A 15,131-nucleotide genomic window follows, 5' to 3' on the forward strand; every position below is an offset into this window, starting at 1 on the left:
CACCCTGACTAAAAAATCACGCGATGACCCCCACCCGAACCCGCCTCGACGAACACCGCTGGCATTGGCAGCACGGGCCGATCGACCTGATCCTCGGCGCCGACGGCGAGCCCGACGCGGTGCGTGCCGCATATGACGCATGCTGGGAGCGCTTCAGTCCTGTGCTGGAGGAGCTGGTCCGGGAATTGAACGTGCTTCGCCAACCAGTGCAGGCTGTGGCGGCACGACATGATTGCCCGCTTCGAGGGCCGGTCGCGACGCGTATGTGGCGTGCGTGTCATCCGCATCGTTCGAGCTTCATCACGCCGATGGCGGCGGTCGCGGGCAGCGTCGCCGACGAACTGATCGCCGCGTTCGCGCGCGACGGCATCGCGCGCGCCTTCATCAACAACGGCGGCGACATCGCGCTGCACCTCGCGGCGGGGCAGAAGTATCGCGTGGGCGTGTTGGCGGACCTCGCGCAAATTCCGGGCACGCGTTTCGCGCACGACCCTGCGCTCGACGCGCATCTGACGCTCGACGCTCGGCAGCCGATTCGCGGCATCGCGACGAGCGGCTGGCGCGGCCGCAGCTTCAGTCTCGGCATCGCCGACAGCGTGACCGTGCTCGCGCGCGATGCCGCGAGCGCCGACGCCGCCGCGACGATGATCGCGAACGCGGTCGATCTCGACCATGCGGGAATCGTGCGGCGTCCGGCGTCGTCGCTGAAGGACGATAGCGATCTCGGCGATCTGCTGGTGACCGTTGACGTGCCGCGTCTGCCGCAGCCGCTGATCGATTTCGCGCTCGCGCGCGGCGTCGATGTCGCGAAGCGGTTGCGCGACCAGGGTTTGATCGAAGGCGCCGCGCTGTTCCTGCAAGGACGGGCGCGGGTCACCGGCATCGACGATTCACGCGCGTTGTCCACCACGCGCGCTTCACTGACAACGGAGGCTCCGTGTTCGAAATACGCCGCGTGCTGACGCACGTCGAAGACATCTTCCACGAGTTCGGCCCCGCGCCCGCGCAGCCGCTCAGACGAGGCGCGATCGCCGCGGTGATGACGAATCCGTTCGCGGGCCGCTACGAGCCGAAAATAGAACCCGCGATGGAAGCGCTGAAGCCGCTCGGCTTCGAGATGGCGCAGCGGCTGCTGACGGCGATGGCGGTGCCGCATGCGTCGATCGAAAGCTATGGGAAGGGCGCGATCGTCGGCGCGCGCGGGGAACTCGAGCACGGCGCGCTATGGCATGTGCCCGGCGGCTACGCGATGCGCGAGCTGCTCGAAAAGCACGGCGTGCCGACCAACGCGATCGTACCGTCGACGAAGAAGGTCGGCGCGCCGTCCACCGCGCTCGACGTGCCGCTCACGCATGTCAACGCGAGCTACGTGCGCAGCCACTTCGATGCGATCGAAGTACGCGTGCCCGGCGCGCCCGCCGCCGACGAGATCGTCTACATCCTCGTGATGAGCACGGGGCACCGCGTGCATGCGCGGGTGGGCGGCCTCGCGAAAGAGGCGATCGTCGGCAAGGATGGCTTGCGCTGAAGCGGCGCGCGGCAACCATACAGCAAGGCAACGAAACTCGGAGAGCGCAAATGGCAATCAGGCTTCGCAAGCTGGTCGTGCAGGTCGACGAAACACGCATCGAAATGGGCCAGACCGTCGAGCCGCCCGCGCGCCGCGCGGTCGCGATTGCGGTGATCGATAATCCGTATGCGGGCCGCTACGAAGCGAAGCTCGACGCGCTGATCGAAGCTGGCGAGGAACTCGGCGCGCTGCTCGGCAAGCGCTGCGTCGAGGCGTTGGGCATCGCGCCCGGGGAGGCGCAAAGCTACGGCAAGGCGGCGATCGTCGGCGAGGCGGGCGAGCTCGAACATGCGGCCGCGATCCTGCATCCGAAGCTCGGCGCGCCGCTGCGCGCGGCGGTCGAAAAGGGCGCGGCGCTGGTGCCGTCGGCGAAGAAGATCGGTACGCTCGGCACCGCGATCGACGTGCCGCTCGGCCACAAGGACGCCGCCTACGTGCGCAGCCATTTCGACGCGATCGAGGCGCGCGTGGCCGATGCGCCGCGCGCGAACGAAATCGTCGTGGCGGTCGCGGTGACCGCGTCGGGCCGGCCGCTGCCGCGCATCGGCGGCTTGCAGGCGAGCGAGATCAAGGGCGAAGACGGTTTGCGCTGAACAATCGCTTTTTCGCCGCTTTTTTGCCTGCGCTTGTTGCGCGGGTTGTTTCGCTGGTAGTGTCCTGCCGTTGACGCGGGCGCGCATGGTGCCGCCCGCGCCGCAACGTCCGCCGATCGGGCCGCTGCGCATGTTGCGCGCGCGCCGTTCGACGAGCTGCCGAGGGTCGCGATGCTTTCGAATCTGCTGGTACAACTGGTCAATGGACTCGCCGACGCGTCGACGCTGTTTCTGGTCGCCGCCGGTTTGTCGTTGATCTTCGGCGTGACGCGCATCGTCAACTTTGCGCACGGCTCGTTCTATATGTTCGGCATTTACGTCGCGTATAGCATCGCGAGCCGCTTTGGCCACACGGTGGGCGGCTTCTGGCTGTCGGTGCTCGCCGCCGCGCTCGCGGTCGCGGTGTTGGGCGCGCTCGTCGAAATCGTCGTGTTGCGGCGGATCTATCAGGCGCCGGAGTTATTCCATCTGCTCGCCACGTTTGCGCTCGTGCTGATCTTTCGCGACGCCGCGCTATGGCTTTGGGGCCCCGACGATCTGTTCGGCCCGCGCGCGCCGCATCTCGCGGGCGCGGTCGACTTTCTCGGCCATCCGCTGCCCACGTACGACATCGCGCTGATCGTGATCGGTCCGGTCGTCTTGCTGCTGCTGTGGTACGCGTTGACGCGCACGCGTTGGGGCACGCTGGTGCGCGCCGCGACGCAGGATCGCGAGATGCTCGGCGCGCTCGGCATCAATCAGGCGTGGCTGTTTACCGGCGTGTTCTTCGTCGGCGCGTTTCTCGCGGGACTCGGCGGCGCGCTGCAAGGGCCGCGCATGTCGGCGAACCTGTCGCTCGACCTCGAGACGATCGGCAATGCGTTCGTGGTCGTCGTGGTCGGTGGCATGGGTTCGATTCCGGGCGCGTTCGTCGCGGCGTTGCTGATCGCCGAGATCAAGGCGCTGTGCATCGGTATCGGGCACGTGACGATCTTCGGCATCGGTTTATCGCTGAGCCGCTTCACGCTGGTGGCCGAATTCGTCGTGATGGCGGTCGTGCTGGTGGTGCGGCCTTGGGGTCTGCTCGGCCGCGCGAGCGCCGCGGTGCGCGCGATGGGTACGCCGGAAACGCCATTGCGTCCGGCGGGCAGGCGTCTGAAGGGGCTGGCCGCCTTCGTGTTGCTGGTGCTGGCGCTCGCGCCGCTTGCGGCCAACGCGTTCCCGTACATGCCGGTGCTGCTGGTTGAAATCCTGATTGCGGTGCTGTTCGCGGCGAGCCTGCATTTCATCATGGGTCCGGGCGGCCTGCATTCGTTTGGCCATGCCGCGTACTTTGGACTTGGCGCTTACGGCGCGGCGCTGTTTCTGAAGGTGCTGAATCTGCCGATGGAAGCCGCGTTGCTGCTCGGGCCGCTGCTCGCGGTGGTGGGCGCGCTCGTGTTCGGCTGGTTCTGCGTGCGACTGTCTGGTGTCTATCTGGCGATGCTGACGCTCGCGTTCGCGCAAATCGTCTGGTCGGTCGTGTTCCAGTGGGACGACGTGACCGGCGGCAGCAACGGCGTGCTAGGCCTGTGGCCGTCGAACTGGCTGTCGTCGCCGGTTGCGTTTTACTACCTGACGTTAGCGTGCGCGGTGCTCGGGGTGTGGCTGCTGCGCCGCATGCTGTTCTCGCCGCTCGGCTATGCGATGCGCGCGTCGCGCGATTCCGCGCTACGCGCCGAGGCGATCGGCATCGACGTGAAGCGGGTTCAGTGGGCGTCGTTCGTGATCGCGGCGTTGTTCTGCGGACTCGCCGGATCGCTGTACGCGTTTTCGAAGGGCAACATCTCGCCCGAAGTGATCAGCGTGAGCCGCTCGGTCGATGGCCTCGTGATGGTGCTGCTCGGCGGCTTGCAGACGTTGAGCGGGCCGATCGTCGGCGCGGCCGTGTTCACGTGGCTGCAGGACACGGTCGCGCGCCAGACCGACTACTGGCAGGCGCTGCTCGGCCTCGCGATCCTGCTGCTGGTGATCGCGTTTCCACAGGGTATCGTCGGCTTCATTCGCGAGCGTTTCGGCGACGCGAACGGCGATCAGGCCGACAAGACCAACGGCGGCGCCGCGTCGCCGTCGCAACGGGCCGCCGCGGTCAAGGAGGGGCTATGAGCCTGCTGCGCGTAAGCGGTCTGTCGAGATCGTTCGGAGGACTGAAGGCGGTCGATAACGTTTCATTCGATCTCGAAGCGGGTCAACTGCTGGCGCTGCTCGGCCCCAACGGCGCGGGCAAATCGACTTGTTTCAACATGGTCAACGGCCAGTTGCAGCCGTCGTCGGGTTCGATTCTGCTCGACGGTCACGAACTCGTCGGCATGCGGCCGCGCGATATCTGGCGGCGCGGCGTCGGCCGCACGTTCCAGATCGCCGCGACGTTCAACTCGATGACGGTGCTCGAAAACGTGCAAATGGCGCTGGTGTCGCGCGAGAAAAAGACCTTCGGCCTCTGGAAGCCAGCGGGCTTGCACCATGCCGACGAAGCGTTCGCGCTGCTCGAACAGGTCGGCATGGGCGCGCACGCGAAGCGCGCGTGCGGCGTGCTCGCGTATGGCGACGTGAAGCGCGTCGAGCTTGCGATCGCGCTCGCGAACCGGCCAAAGCTGCTGTTGATGGACGAACCGACCGCCGGCATGGCGCCGAAGGAGCGCAACGAATTGATGGCGTTGACCAAGCGGCTGGTGACCGAACACGAGATCGGCGTGCTGTTCACCGAACACAGCATGGACGTCGTATTCGCGTACGCCGACCGGATGATCGTGCTCGCGCGCGGCAAGCTGATCGCCGAAGGCGACGCCGACACGATCCGCAACGACGCGCGCGTGCAGGAGGTCTATTTCGGCACCGGCAAGACGTTCCGGCCGCACGCGCCACTGCAAGACGCGTCAGGCAGCGCGCGGGATCGTGGAGCATTGCAATGAGCGAACCGATGCTGAAAGTCTCCGGCCTCAACGCGTTCTACGGTCGCGCCCACATCCTGTTCGACGTCGGCCTCGAAGTCGGCCGCGGCGAGGTGGTCGCGCTGATGGGCCGCAACGGCGCCGGCAAATCGACGACGATGAAAGCGGTGATGGGACTGCTGCCGCGCCGCCACGGCGAAGTGATGTTTCGCGGCCAGAACATCAGCGCGCTCGCGCCGTACAAGATCGCGCGCATGGGCGTCGGTTTCGTGCCCGAGGACCGCCGCGTGTTCGCGGACCTGACGGTGATGGAAAACCTCGACACGGGCCGCCAGCCGCCGCGGGAAGGCGCGCCGCAATGGACGCCCGACAAGCTGTTCCGCCTGTTTCCGAATCTCGGCGAAATGCCGAAGCGCCCCGGCGGCCAGATGAGCGGTGGCGAGCAGCAGATGCTGACCGTGTCGCGCACGCTAATGGGCAATCCGTATCTGGTGCTGCTCGACGAACCGTCCGAAGGCGTCGCGCCGGTGATCGTCGAGCAGATGGCGAACATGATTCTCGAACTGAAACGCGAAGGGCTATCCATTCTGTTATCCGAACAGAATCTGCACTTCGCTGAGCTGGTCAGCGACCGCGCGTATGTGCTCGAGAAAGGGCAGATCCGTTTCAGCGGGACGATCGGCGAACTGGCACGGAACGAAACAGTGAGGCGCGCTTATCTGAGCGTGTGAATTCATCGGGTAGTGTCGGCGAAAGGAGAGGCAGATGGCGGCAGAGACGTTGACAGGCTTGTCGGGCAAGGTCGCGGTAACGAACATCGGGCTGCTGCTGTCGGGCGATATCGATCAGCCGATTCTCGACGCGGACACGCTGGTGATCGACGACGGCGTGATCGTCGCGCTCGGCCGCGAGAAAGACTGCGATCTCGAAGGCGCGCGCACGACGGTCGACTGCAAGGGCACGACGGTCGCGCCGGGCCTGATCGACTCGCACGTGCATCCGGTGTTCGGCGACTGGACGCCGCGCCAGAATCAGCTCGGCTGGATCGAGTCGAATCTGAACGGCGGCGTGACGACGATGATCTCGGCCGGCGAAGTGCATTTGCCTGGCCGTCCGAAAGACGTGCTCGGCGTGAAGGCGCTCGCGATCACCGCGCAGCGCTCGTTCGACGGCATGCGCGCGGCCGGCGTCGGTGGCGGCGTCAAGGTGCTGGCGGGCGCGCCGGTGATCGAGAAGGGCATGGTCGAGCAGGACTTCAAGGAGCTGTCCGAGGCCGGCGTGAAGCTGCTCGGCGAAGTCGGCCTCGGCAGCGTGAAGGGCGGCGAGGAAGCGCAACAGATGGTCGCGTGGGCGCGCAAGTACGGTATCCAGAGCACGATTCACACGGGCGGTCCGTCGATTCCGGGCTCCGGCCTGATCGATCGGGACGTGGTGCTCGCCGCCGATGCCGATGTGATCGGCCACGTCAACGGCGGCCATACGTCGCTGTCGTACCGGCACGTGTGCGATCTGTGCGAGCAGTCGAGCCGCGCGCTCGAAATCGTCCACAACGGCAACGAGCGGATCGCGTTGCTGACCGCGCGCCATGCGATCGAACTGAAATGCCCGCATCGGATCATTCTCGGCACCGATAGCCCGGCCGGCTCCGGCGTGCAACCGCTCGGCATTCTGCGCATGATCGCACTGATCTCGAGCCTCGCCGACGTCCCCGCCGAAATCGCGTTCTGCTTCGCGACCGGCAATACCGCGCGGCAGCGCCACCTGCGCCAGGGGCTGATCGAGCTGGGCCGTCCCGCCGATCTCGTGTTCATGGACCGCGCGCAGCATACGGCCGCCGACACGCTGCTCGAAAGCGTGCAGCTCGGCGATATTCCGGGTGTGGGGATGGTGATGATCGATGGTCTGATCCGCTGCCGGCGCAGCCGCAATACGCCGCCCGCGACCGAAGTGCCGGTGGTGCTGTGAACGCGCGGCGCGACAGGGTGCTCGCATCATGATGAACCGCGCCGCTCAGCTCGTGCTGAAGGTGAACGGCGCGACGCATGTGGTCAGCGCGGCGGCGCAGACACCGCTGCTCTACTTGTTGCGCAACGATCTCGCGCTGAACGGGCCGAAGTTCGGTTGCGGTCTCGGCGAATGCGGCGCCTGCACCGTGCTGCTCGACGGCATGCCGACGCGCGCCTGCGTGACGACCGCCGAAGTCGCGCTGGGCCGTGAGATCACGACGCTCGAAGGGCTCGGCACGCGCACCGCGTTGCATCCGGTGCAGCAGGCGTTCATCCACGAACAGGCCGCGCAATGCGGCTACTGCCTGAACGGCATGATCATGACCGCGAAGGCGCTGCTCGATCGCGATCCGCATCCGAGCGTCGCGACGATCCAGCGCGAGCTGTCGCGCAATCTGTGTCGCTGCGGCACGCATGTCGAGATCGTGCGCGCGGTGCAGCGCGCGGCGCAATTGCTCGACGCGCAAACGGACGTGGACGACGGAGCGCGCGTATGACCGGGCCGGACTTCAGCGTCGATCGTCGTGGCGCGACGCCGTCGCGCAAGCAGTTGTACGACGCGCACAGCGTGCTGCTCGTCGCGCGGCCGCCGCATGCACCGGTCAAGGCCGCGCGCGGCCAGCCGGGTTCGCGTTCTTCGTTCGTGCCGACCGAGGCGGATCTGTTTCTGGTCGTGCGAGACGATGGCAGCGTGGTCGCGTTCAACGGTCACGTGGACCTGGGCACCGGCATCGGCACCGCGCTCGCGCAGATCGTCGCGGAAGAACTCGACGTGCCTTTGACGCGTGTATCGATCGTGCTCGGCCATACCGGCGAAGCGCCGAACCAGGGGCCGACGATCGCCAGCGCGACGATCCAGATTTCGGCGGTGCCGCTGCGGCAGGCGGCGGCGCAAGCGCGTCAGTATCTGGTCGCGCAAGCGGCCGCGCGCCTGAATGTAGACGCGAACGATCTCGACGTGCAGGACGGCCGCGTGTTTCCACGCGATGGCGACCCGGCGCAGGGCATTCACTATGGCGAGCTGATCAAAGGCCAGCGTGTCGAACTGCTGCTGTCGAACGATGCACCTTTGAAACCGCCGCACGCGTATCGCGTCGTCGGTAAAAGCGCGCCGCGTGTCGACATTCCCGCGAAGGCGACCGGTGAGCTGAACTTCGTGCACGACGTGCGCGTGCCCGGCATGCTGCATGGACGCGTGGTGCGGCCGCCTTATGCGGGCGTCGCGCAGGGTGAGTTCATCGGGCATAGCCTGCTGGAAGTGAACGAAGCGGCGATTCGCGATTTGCCTGGCATCGTCAAGGTGGTCGTGATTCGCGATTTCGTCGGCATCGTCGCCGAGCGTGAGGAGATTGCGCAACAGGCGGCGCAGCGGCTCGACGTGCGATGGAAAACGGTCGATGGCCTGCCGCCGCTCGACACGAGCGAGCAGGTCGAAGCGGCGTTGCGCGCGAATCCGGCGACGCGGCGCGATCTGGTAATCGAAGGCGACGTGGATGCGGCGCTCGCGCAAGACCCGTCGCGCACGTTGGAACGCACTTACGTATGGCCGTTCCAGATGCACGCATCGATCGGCCCGTCGTGCGCGGTCGCGGACTATCGCAACGGAGACGGCAACGACACGCAGCTGAAAGTCTGGTCCGGCACGCAGAACCCGCATTCGCTGCGCGCCGACCTCGCGTTATTGCTGACACTCGACGAAGCGCGCATCGACATCGTGCGGATGGATGCGGCGGGCTGCTACGGACGCAATTGCGCGGACGACGTCGCCGCCGACGCCGCGCTGCTGTCGCGCGCGGTCGGCGCGCCGGTGCGCGTGCAGCTCTCGCGCGAGGACGAACACGCGTGGGAACCGAAGGGCGCCGCGCAACTGATGGACGTACGCGGCGCGCTCACCGCCGAAGGCGAACTGGCCGCCTACGACTTTGCGACGCGCTATCCGTCGAACGACGCCCCCACGCTCGCGCTGCTGCTGACCGGCACGATTGCCGCGCAGCCGCAGGTGTTCGAGATGGGCGACCGCACGGCCGTGCCGCCGTACGACTATCGCAGCATGCGCATCGTCTGCGACGACACGCCGCCGATCGTGCGCGCCGCGTGGCTGCGCGGTGTGTCCGCGTTGCCGAACACGTTCGCGCACGAGTCGTTCATCGACGAACTGGCCGAGCAGGCCGGCGTCGATCCGGTCGAATTCCGCCTCAGGCATCTGACCGATCCGCGCGCGATCGACCTCGTCAAGGCGGTCGCGGCGAAAGCCGGGTGGGAACCGCGCGAACCCGCGTTCAGAACGCGCGGCGAGGACGACGAAGACGGCAACATCGCGCGCGGCCGCGGCATCGCGTACGCGCGCTACGTGCACAGCAAATTCCCGGGGTTCGGCGCCGCATGGTCCGCGTGGGTCGCCGATGTCGAAGTCGATCGCAACAGCGGCGAACTGGCGGTCACGCGCGTCGTGGTCGGCCAGGACACCGGCACGATGGTCAATCCGGATGGCGTGCGTCACCAGATTCACGGCAACGTGATCCAGACGACGAGCCGCGCGCTGAAGGAGCAGGTCAGTTTCGGCGACAACGCGGTGACGAGCCAGGAGTGGGGCGCGTATCCGATCCTGACGTTCCGCGAAGTGCCGGTGATCGACGTCGTGATGATGCCGCGCCACGGCGAGCCGCCGATGGGCGCCGGCGAGTCGGCGTCGCTGCCCGGCGCGGCCGCCATCGCCAATGCGCTGTACGACGCGACGGGGGTGCGTTTCCGTCGCCCGCCGTTCACGCCGGAAAAGATCCGCGCCGCGCTCGCCGACGCGCAGGCGCAAGACGCGGCGGCGGCGCGCAGGAAAAAGCGCCGGCGGCGCGGCTTTTTCGGCTTGTTGGCCGCGGGCGCGGTCGGCTGGCTTGGCGCGCTGTCGTTCGCCTCGGGTTCCAGCGCGCCGCTTGCGCCGATCACGCCGCCGCTTGCAAGCGCGTTTGCGCCGGAACTGGTCGCGCGCGGCAAGCTGCTCGCGTCGCTCGGCAATTGCGCGGTTTGCCATACCGCCCACAACGGCGTGCCGAACGCCGGCGGCAAGCCGCTCGCGACCCCGTTCGGCATCGTCTACAGCACCAACCTCACGCCCGACGGCCAGACCGGGATCGGCCACTGGTCGCTCGAAGCGTTCGTGCGCGCGATGCGGCACGGCATCAGCCGCGACGGTCATCGGCTGTATCCGGCGTTTCCGTACACGTCGTTCCAGAACATCTCCGATGACGATCTGCACGCGCTCTACGCGTATCTGATGTCGCAAACGCCGGTGCGCAGCCGGCCGCCCGAAACGAAGCTCGCGTTTCCTTTCAGCGTGCGTCCGCTGATGGCTGCATGGAACGGCCTGTTTCTCGGCCGGACCGCGTTTGCCGCCAACCCCGCGCAGAGCGCGCAATGGAATCGCGGCGCGTATCTGGTGAATGGCCTTGGCCATTGCAGCGCGTGCCACACGCCGCGCAACGCGTTCGGCGCCGAGAAAACCGGCGCGGCGTTCATGGGCGGAGGCAGCGCCGAGGGCTGGGAAGCGCCCGCGCTGTCGGCGTTGTCGAATGCGCCGGTGCCGTGGAGCGAGGACGAACTGTTCCGCTATCTGCGCGACGGTCACGCGCCGTTGCACGGCGTCGCGGCCGGGCCGATGGCGCCGGTGATCGGCGATCTGGCGGCGCTGCCCGACAGCGATATCCGCGCGATGGCCGTCTATCTCGCGTCGCTCAATCCGCTGGAGCCGAACGCCGATCCGGCCGCGACCGCGCGCGAATACGAACAGGCCAGCGCGATGACGGGCGCGCCGGTCACGGCGGGTGCACGGCTTTTCGACGGCGCGTGCGCCGCGTGCCATCACGCTGGCAGCGGACCTCAGTTGTTCGGCGCACATCCGTCGCTGGCGCTGAACACGAACCTGCACGGCGCGACGCCGGACAGCCTGATTCGCGTGATTCTCGACGGCATCGGCTCGCCTGCGCGGCCCGAACTCGGTACGATGCCGGCTTACCGCGACAGTTTCAACGACGCCCAGGTCGCCGAGCTCGTGTCGTTCCTGCGCGCGCAGTTCGCGGGCGGCAAGCCGGCATGGCAGGACGTCGCCGCGAACGTGGCCAGAATCCGCGCGGAACCGCGCGAGCAATGAGCCGCCAGCCGTCGTCCGAAGGTGCGCAGGTCCACGCGCTTGCACGTCCTCACGTACGCATGTCTGACTAAAACCACCATTCCTTCTGATAACGGAGAAACGCATGACCACGCGCGCAGGATGGATCTCTCGCCTCATGGTGTCGACCGTGTGCTCGTTTGCCGCGCTCGGCGCGAGCGCACAGCAGACCATCAAGATCGGTGAGATCAATAGCTACAAGGCGCAGCCCGCCTTTCTCGGGCCTTACAAGCAAGGCTGGAATCTCGCACTCGAGCAGGTGAACGCGGCGGGCGGCGTGCTCGGCAAGCAGCTCGAAGTTATTTCGCGCGACGACAACGGCAACCCCGGCGACACGATCCGCGTCGCCCAGGAACTGATCGCGCGCGAGCAGGTGCAGGTGCTGTTCGGCGGCTTCCTGTCGAACACCGGCCTCGCGCTCGCCGACTTCGCGAAGCAGAAGAAGATCTTCTTCCTCGCGGCCGAACCGCTGACCGACAAGATCGTCTGGGCCGACGGCAACAAATACACGTACCGTCTGCGTCCTTCGACCTACATGCAGGTCGCGATGCTGGTGCCCGAGGCCGCGAAGCTGAAGAAGAAGCGCTGGGCGATCGTGTATCCGAACTACGAGTACGGGCAATCGGCGGCGGCGACCTTCAAGAAGCTGCTGACGGCCGCGCAGCCGGACGTGCAGTTCGTCGTCGAACAGGCGACGCCGCTCGGCAACGTCGACGCGGGCGCCGTGACCCAGGCGATCGCCGACGCGAAGCCCGACGCGATCTTCAACGTGCTGTTCGGCGCCGACCTCGGCAAGTTCGTGCGCGAGGGCAATACGCGCGGGCTCTTCAAGGATCGCGCGGTGGTGTCGCTGCTGACCGGCGAGCCCGACTACCTCGATCCGCTCGGCGCCGAAGCGCCGACCGGCTGGATCGTGACCGGCTACCCGTGGTATTCGATCGATACGGCCGCGAACAAGCAGTTCGTCGACACGTATCAGGCGAAATATCACGACTATCCGCGGCTGGGCTCGGTGGTCGGCTATTCGGCGCTGATGTCGATCGCGGACGGCATCAAGAAGGCGGGTTCGACCGATCCGGACAAACTCGCCGCCGCGTTCAAGGGGCTCAACGTGCAGACGCCCTTCGGCCCGATCATGTACCGCGCGCAGGACAATCAGTCGACGATGGGCGCGTATGTCGGCGTGACCGGCGTGAAGGACGGCAAGGGTGTGATGACGTCGTACCGCTATGTGGATGGCGCGAGCGTGCAGCCATCGGACGCCGAGGTGAAGAAACTGCGCCCGGCGGATTGAGGACGTGGCGCGCGGCGGTCCGTCGTGACTGCCGCGCAATGGCCGCGCGAGTGTTGGTGAATGCACGTCCGCAGCGGCTTTTGCCACGAGCGGGCGGCTTTGAAAACGGCGGTTGCCGTCGGCGAAACCTACTCTTCCGCGTCGTGCTCCGTGACGAAGCGCTTCAGATAAGCGAGCACGGCCGCTTCCATCGCGCGATGATCGGCGGTGTTTTTCGAGCCCGCGTTTTCTTCATCGCCGAACAGTGTGGACGGCGCGTTGTGCACGTCCACTTCCTGTCCCTCGCGGAACACGCGAATTTCGTGGACGTCTTCGACGTACTCGGCGATCCAGTGCACGCCCTCGATATGTGTGCCAGCGCGAACCGTAACTATCTTCATGGCTGTCTCCATGCAAGGCGGCCGATTTGAGTTAGCGCTTCGGCGCTTACTCCCGTCCCATGTCCACCACCATACGCCGTCCCGCCGACGCACGCGAGTCCCGCCGCGCAACCGCCGCCGGAGCATGGCGCGGATGGGCGCTCCGGCACGCTCGTTGCTAAATGATAGAGACTCACCCACAACCGGAGAACCGTCATGCCAGAGCAGAAAACCTTGAAGCGTGCCGCGGCCGATAAACGCGCCGGCAAATCAGCGAGTACTCAAGCGGGAGAGTTCGTCAAGGAACAGGTGGACAAGGTCCGCGCCGGCAAGCACGGCGTGCGCTCGCCGAAGCAGGCGATCGCGATCGGGCTGTCCGAGGCGCGGCGCGCGGGCGTCGACCTAAAGCCGCCGAAGAAGGGCGCCACGAGCGAGGCGACCCGCAAGAAAGCGCAGAAGGACAGCGCGGCGGGCAAGCACGAAGGCGCCGCGAAGAAGAGTGCGAGCAAGGAGTCGAGCGCGAAACGCTCGCGTGTGTCGGAGAGCGTGCTCAAGCGCGAGAGCAAGGCCGGGGCGTCGTCGGCGGCGATGTCGAAGCAGGCGAAGTCGGCGGCGGCCAAGCGGCCAGCCGCGAGCCGCTCGGCCGCAGCCAAAAAGGCTGCTGCGACGAAGGGCGCGGCTGGACGCTCCGCTGCCGCGAAAAAGGCCGCGCAAACGCGGGCGTCGCGCGCGCATCACTGAGCTTGCGGCTCGCAAAGCGGCAGCAATAAAAAAGAGCGGCGCACGCATGCGCGTGCCGCCGCTCTTTCGTCGTCGCCTGGTGGCGCGCTTGCGGGCCTTCTTACTGCACCGTCGCCAGCACCTCGCCAACGGTGCGGAAGAGCCGCGCGATCTGCTCTTCGTCGATGATCAGCGGCGGGGAGAACGCGAGGATGTCGCCGGTGAAACGGATCAGCACGCCTGCCTCGAAGCATTTGACGAACGCCTCGTAGGCGCGCGCGCCCGGCGCTCCGTCGCGCGATTCGAGCTCGATGCCCGCGACGAGGCCGAGATTGCGCACGTCCTTCACGTGCTTCGCGCCGCGCAGCCCATGCGCGGCGGCTTCGAACGTCGGCGCGAGGCTGGCCGCGCGCTCGAACAACTGGTCGCGCTGGTACAGATCGAGCGTCGCGATCGCGGCCGCGGCAGCCGCCGGATGCGCCGAATACGTATAGCCGTGGAACAGCTCGATCGCGCCCGGCGCGCCGCTACCCACGACCGTGTCGTGGATCGTGCGGCTCGCCGCGACCGCGCCCATCGGAATCGACGCGTTGTTGATCGCCTTCGCCAGCGTGATCAGGTCCGGCGTGACGCCGAAGTGTTCGCTCGCGGTCGCCTTGCCGAGGCGGCCAAAACCCGTGATCACCTCGTCGAAGATCAGCAGGATGCCGTGCTTCGTGCAGATCTCGCGCAGCTTTTGCAGATAGCCTTGCGGCGGAACCAGCACGCCGGTCGAGCCGGCCACCGGTTCGACGATCACCGCGGCGATCGTCGAAGCGTCGTGCAGCGCGACGATGCGCTCCAGCTCCTCGGCCAGATGCGCGCCCCATGCGGGCTGGCCCTTCGAGAACGCGTTGTGTTCGAGGTTGTGCGTGTGCGGCAGATGATCGACCGCCGGCAACAGCGCCCCCGAAAACGTCTTGCGATTCGGCGCGATACCGCCGACCGAAATCCCGCCGAAACCGACGCCGTGATAGCCGCGCTCGCGGCCGATCAGCCGCGTGCGCTGGCCTTCGCCGCGCGCGCGATGGTAGGCGAGCGCGATTTTCAGCGCGGTGTCGACCGATTCGGAGCCCGAGTTCGTGAAGAAGATGCGATCGAGCCCTTCCGGCATCAGCTCGGCAACCTTCTTCGCCGCTTCGAACGCAAGCGGGTGGCCCATCTGGAAGGTCGGCGCGAAGTCGAGCGTCGACAGCTGCTGCGTGATCGCGGCGACGATTTCATCGCGGCCATGGCCGGCGTTCACGCACCACAGCCCGGCGCAACCGTCGAGAATCTCGCGCCCGTCGGTGCTGCGGTAGTACATGCCCTTCGCCGATTCCAGCAGGCGCGGCGCGGCCTTGAACTGGCGATTGGCGGTGAAGGGCATCCAGAAGGACGACAGATCGTCGATGACGGGGCGCGAAGTCATGGCATCTCCTCGAAGTGGTGTCGGTTGGGGCTTTAAGCGTAGCCAAACTGTAGCCCTCGCGGTTTAATGGC

The 15,131-nt window shown here is 66.9% G+C and carries 13 protein-coding genes; 11 read left to right on the forward strand and 2 right to left on the reverse strand.

Features of this window, described 5'->3' with window-relative positions; translation table 11 throughout:
* Window positions 1–23 precede the first annotated feature (23 nt).
* The 10 genes from OKW27_RS10980 (at window position 24) to OKW27_RS11025 (ending at window position 12,531) form a co-directional block, all read left to right on the forward strand.
* On the forward strand, window positions 24–962 hold the full coding sequence (locus OKW27_RS10980; protein ID WP_429333478.1) for a UPF0280 family protein: 939 nt from the start codon (window positions 24–26) through the stop codon (window positions 960–962).
* Window positions 938–1,528, forward strand: coding sequence for an amino acid synthesis family protein (locus OKW27_RS10985; protein WP_429333479.1), 591 nt, complete (start codon window positions 938–940; stop codon window positions 1,526–1,528). Before OKW27_RS10980 ends, OKW27_RS10985 begins: the two co-directional genes overlap by 25 nt.
* A gap of 50 nt (window positions 1,529–1,578) precedes the next feature.
* Window positions 1,579–2,163 carry an amino acid synthesis family protein gene (locus tag OKW27_RS10990; protein ID WP_027195794.1) on the forward strand — a complete coding sequence of 195 codons (585 nt, stop codon included), beginning with the start codon at window positions 1,579–1,581 and terminating at the stop codon, window positions 2,161–2,163.
* 171 nt (window positions 2,164–2,334) lie between these two features.
* The gene (locus OKW27_RS10995) at window positions 2,335–4,287 is read left to right on the forward strand and encodes an ABC transporter permease (RefSeq protein ID WP_429333480.1); all 1,953 of its coding nucleotides are present in this window, start codon (window positions 2,335–2,337) and stop codon (window positions 4,285–4,287) included.
* Entirely contained in the window at window positions 4,284–5,093 is an 810-nt protein-coding gene (locus OKW27_RS11000) for an ABC transporter ATP-binding protein (RefSeq protein WP_429333481.1), read from the forward strand. Before OKW27_RS10995 ends, OKW27_RS11000 begins: the two co-directional genes overlap by 4 nt.
* Window positions 5,090–5,803, forward strand: a complete 714-nt coding sequence (locus OKW27_RS11005) for an ABC transporter ATP-binding protein (RefSeq protein WP_429333482.1) — start codon at window positions 5,090–5,092, stop codon at window positions 5,801–5,803. Before OKW27_RS11000 ends, OKW27_RS11005 begins: the two co-directional genes overlap by 4 nt.
* A 34-nt stretch (window positions 5,804–5,837) precedes the next feature.
* Window positions 5,838–7,037, forward strand: coding sequence for an amidohydrolase family protein (locus OKW27_RS11010; RefSeq protein WP_429333483.1), 1,200 nt, complete (start codon window positions 5,838–5,840; stop codon window positions 7,035–7,037).
* Window positions 7,038–7,068: 31 nt separating this feature from the next.
* Window positions 7,069–7,575 (forward strand): (2Fe-2S)-binding protein, encoded by a 507-nt coding sequence (locus tag OKW27_RS11015; RefSeq protein WP_429334580.1) that lies wholly within the window; start codon window positions 7,069–7,071, stop codon window positions 7,573–7,575.
* Window positions 7,572–11,219 carry a molybdopterin cofactor-binding domain-containing protein gene (locus OKW27_RS11020; protein ID WP_429333484.1) on the forward strand — a complete coding sequence of 1,216 codons (3,648 nt, stop codon included), beginning with the start codon at window positions 7,572–7,574 and terminating at the stop codon, window positions 11,217–11,219. The genes OKW27_RS11015 and OKW27_RS11020 overlap by 4 nt, the downstream gene beginning before the upstream one ends.
* 103 nt (window positions 11,220–11,322) lie before the next feature.
* The gene (locus OKW27_RS11025; protein WP_429333485.1) at window positions 11,323–12,531 is read left to right on the forward strand and encodes an ABC transporter substrate-binding protein; all 1,209 of its coding nucleotides are present in this window, start codon (window positions 11,323–11,325) and stop codon (window positions 12,529–12,531) included.
* Between the two features lie 128 nt (window positions 12,532–12,659).
* Here the strand turns inward: OKW27_RS11025 and OKW27_RS11030 are convergent, their stop codons facing one another.
* Complete coding sequence (locus OKW27_RS11030; RefSeq protein WP_018423554.1) at window positions 12,660–12,911, reverse strand: hypothetical protein; 252 nt, start codon at window positions 12,909–12,911, stop codon at window positions 12,660–12,662.
* Window positions 12,912–13,106: 195 nt separating this feature from the next.
* Between OKW27_RS11030 and OKW27_RS11035 the strand changes: the two genes are divergently transcribed.
* Window positions 13,107–13,631: a DUF6496 domain-containing protein gene (locus OKW27_RS11035; protein ID WP_090807227.1), complete on the forward strand. Its 525-nt coding sequence runs from the start codon at window positions 13,107–13,109 to the stop codon at window positions 13,629–13,631.
* A 100-nt stretch (window positions 13,632–13,731) separates the two neighbouring features.
* On the opposite strand, the gene OKW27_RS11040 is transcribed toward OKW27_RS11035, so the two are convergent.
* Window positions 13,732–15,060 (reverse strand): aspartate aminotransferase family protein, encoded by a 1,329-nt coding sequence (locus OKW27_RS11040; protein WP_429333486.1) that lies wholly within the window; start codon window positions 15,058–15,060, stop codon window positions 13,732–13,734.
* Window positions 15,061–15,131 lie beyond the last annotated feature (71 nt).

Source organism: Paraburkholderia sp. 35.1 (assembly GCF_050436525.1).
In the GTDB taxonomy this organism is placed as follows: Bacteria; Pseudomonadota; Gammaproteobacteria; order Burkholderiales; family Burkholderiaceae; genus Paraburkholderia; species Paraburkholderia tuberum.

Excerpts from the sequence above, each read along its gene's own strand:
- OKW27_RS10980 (WP_429333478.1), top strand. The coding sequence starts at position 24 with ATGACCCCCACCCGAACCCGCCTCGACGAACACCGCTGGCATTGGCAG.
- OKW27_RS10990 (WP_027195794.1), top strand. The coding sequence starts at position 1,579 with ATGGCAATCAGGCTTCGCAAGCTGGTCGTGCAGGTCGACGAAACACGC.
- OKW27_RS10995 (WP_429333480.1), top strand. The coding sequence starts at position 2,335 with ATGCTTTCGAATCTGCTGGTACAACTGGTCAATGGACTCGCCGACGCG.
- OKW27_RS11000 (WP_429333481.1), top strand. The coding sequence starts at position 4,284 with ATGAGCCTGCTGCGCGTAAGCGGTCTGTCGAGATCGTTCGGAGGACTG.
- OKW27_RS11005 (WP_429333482.1), top strand. The coding sequence starts at position 5,090 with ATGAGCGAACCGATGCTGAAAGTCTCCGGCCTCAACGCGTTCTACGGT.
- OKW27_RS11010 (WP_429333483.1), top strand. The coding sequence starts at position 5,838 with ATGGCGGCAGAGACGTTGACAGGCTTGTCGGGCAAGGTCGCGGTAACG.
- OKW27_RS11015 (WP_429334580.1), top strand. The coding sequence starts at position 7,069 with ATGAACCGCGCCGCTCAGCTCGTGCTGAAGGTGAACGGCGCGACGCAT.
- OKW27_RS11020 (WP_429333484.1), top strand. The coding sequence starts at position 7,572 with ATGACCGGGCCGGACTTCAGCGTCGATCGTCGTGGCGCGACGCCGTCG.
- OKW27_RS11025 (WP_429333485.1), top strand. The coding sequence starts at position 11,323 with ATGACCACGCGCGCAGGATGGATCTCTCGCCTCATGGTGTCGACCGTG.
- OKW27_RS11030 (WP_018423554.1), bottom strand. The coding sequence starts at position 12,911 with ATGAAGATAGTTACGGTTCGCGCTGGCACACATATCGAGGGCGTGCAC.
- OKW27_RS11035 (WP_090807227.1), top strand. The coding sequence starts at position 13,107 with ATGCCAGAGCAGAAAACCTTGAAGCGTGCCGCGGCCGATAAACGCGCC.
- OKW27_RS11040 (WP_429333486.1), bottom strand. The coding sequence starts at position 15,060 with ATGACTTCGCGCCCCGTCATCGACGATCTGTCGTCCTTCTGGATGCCC.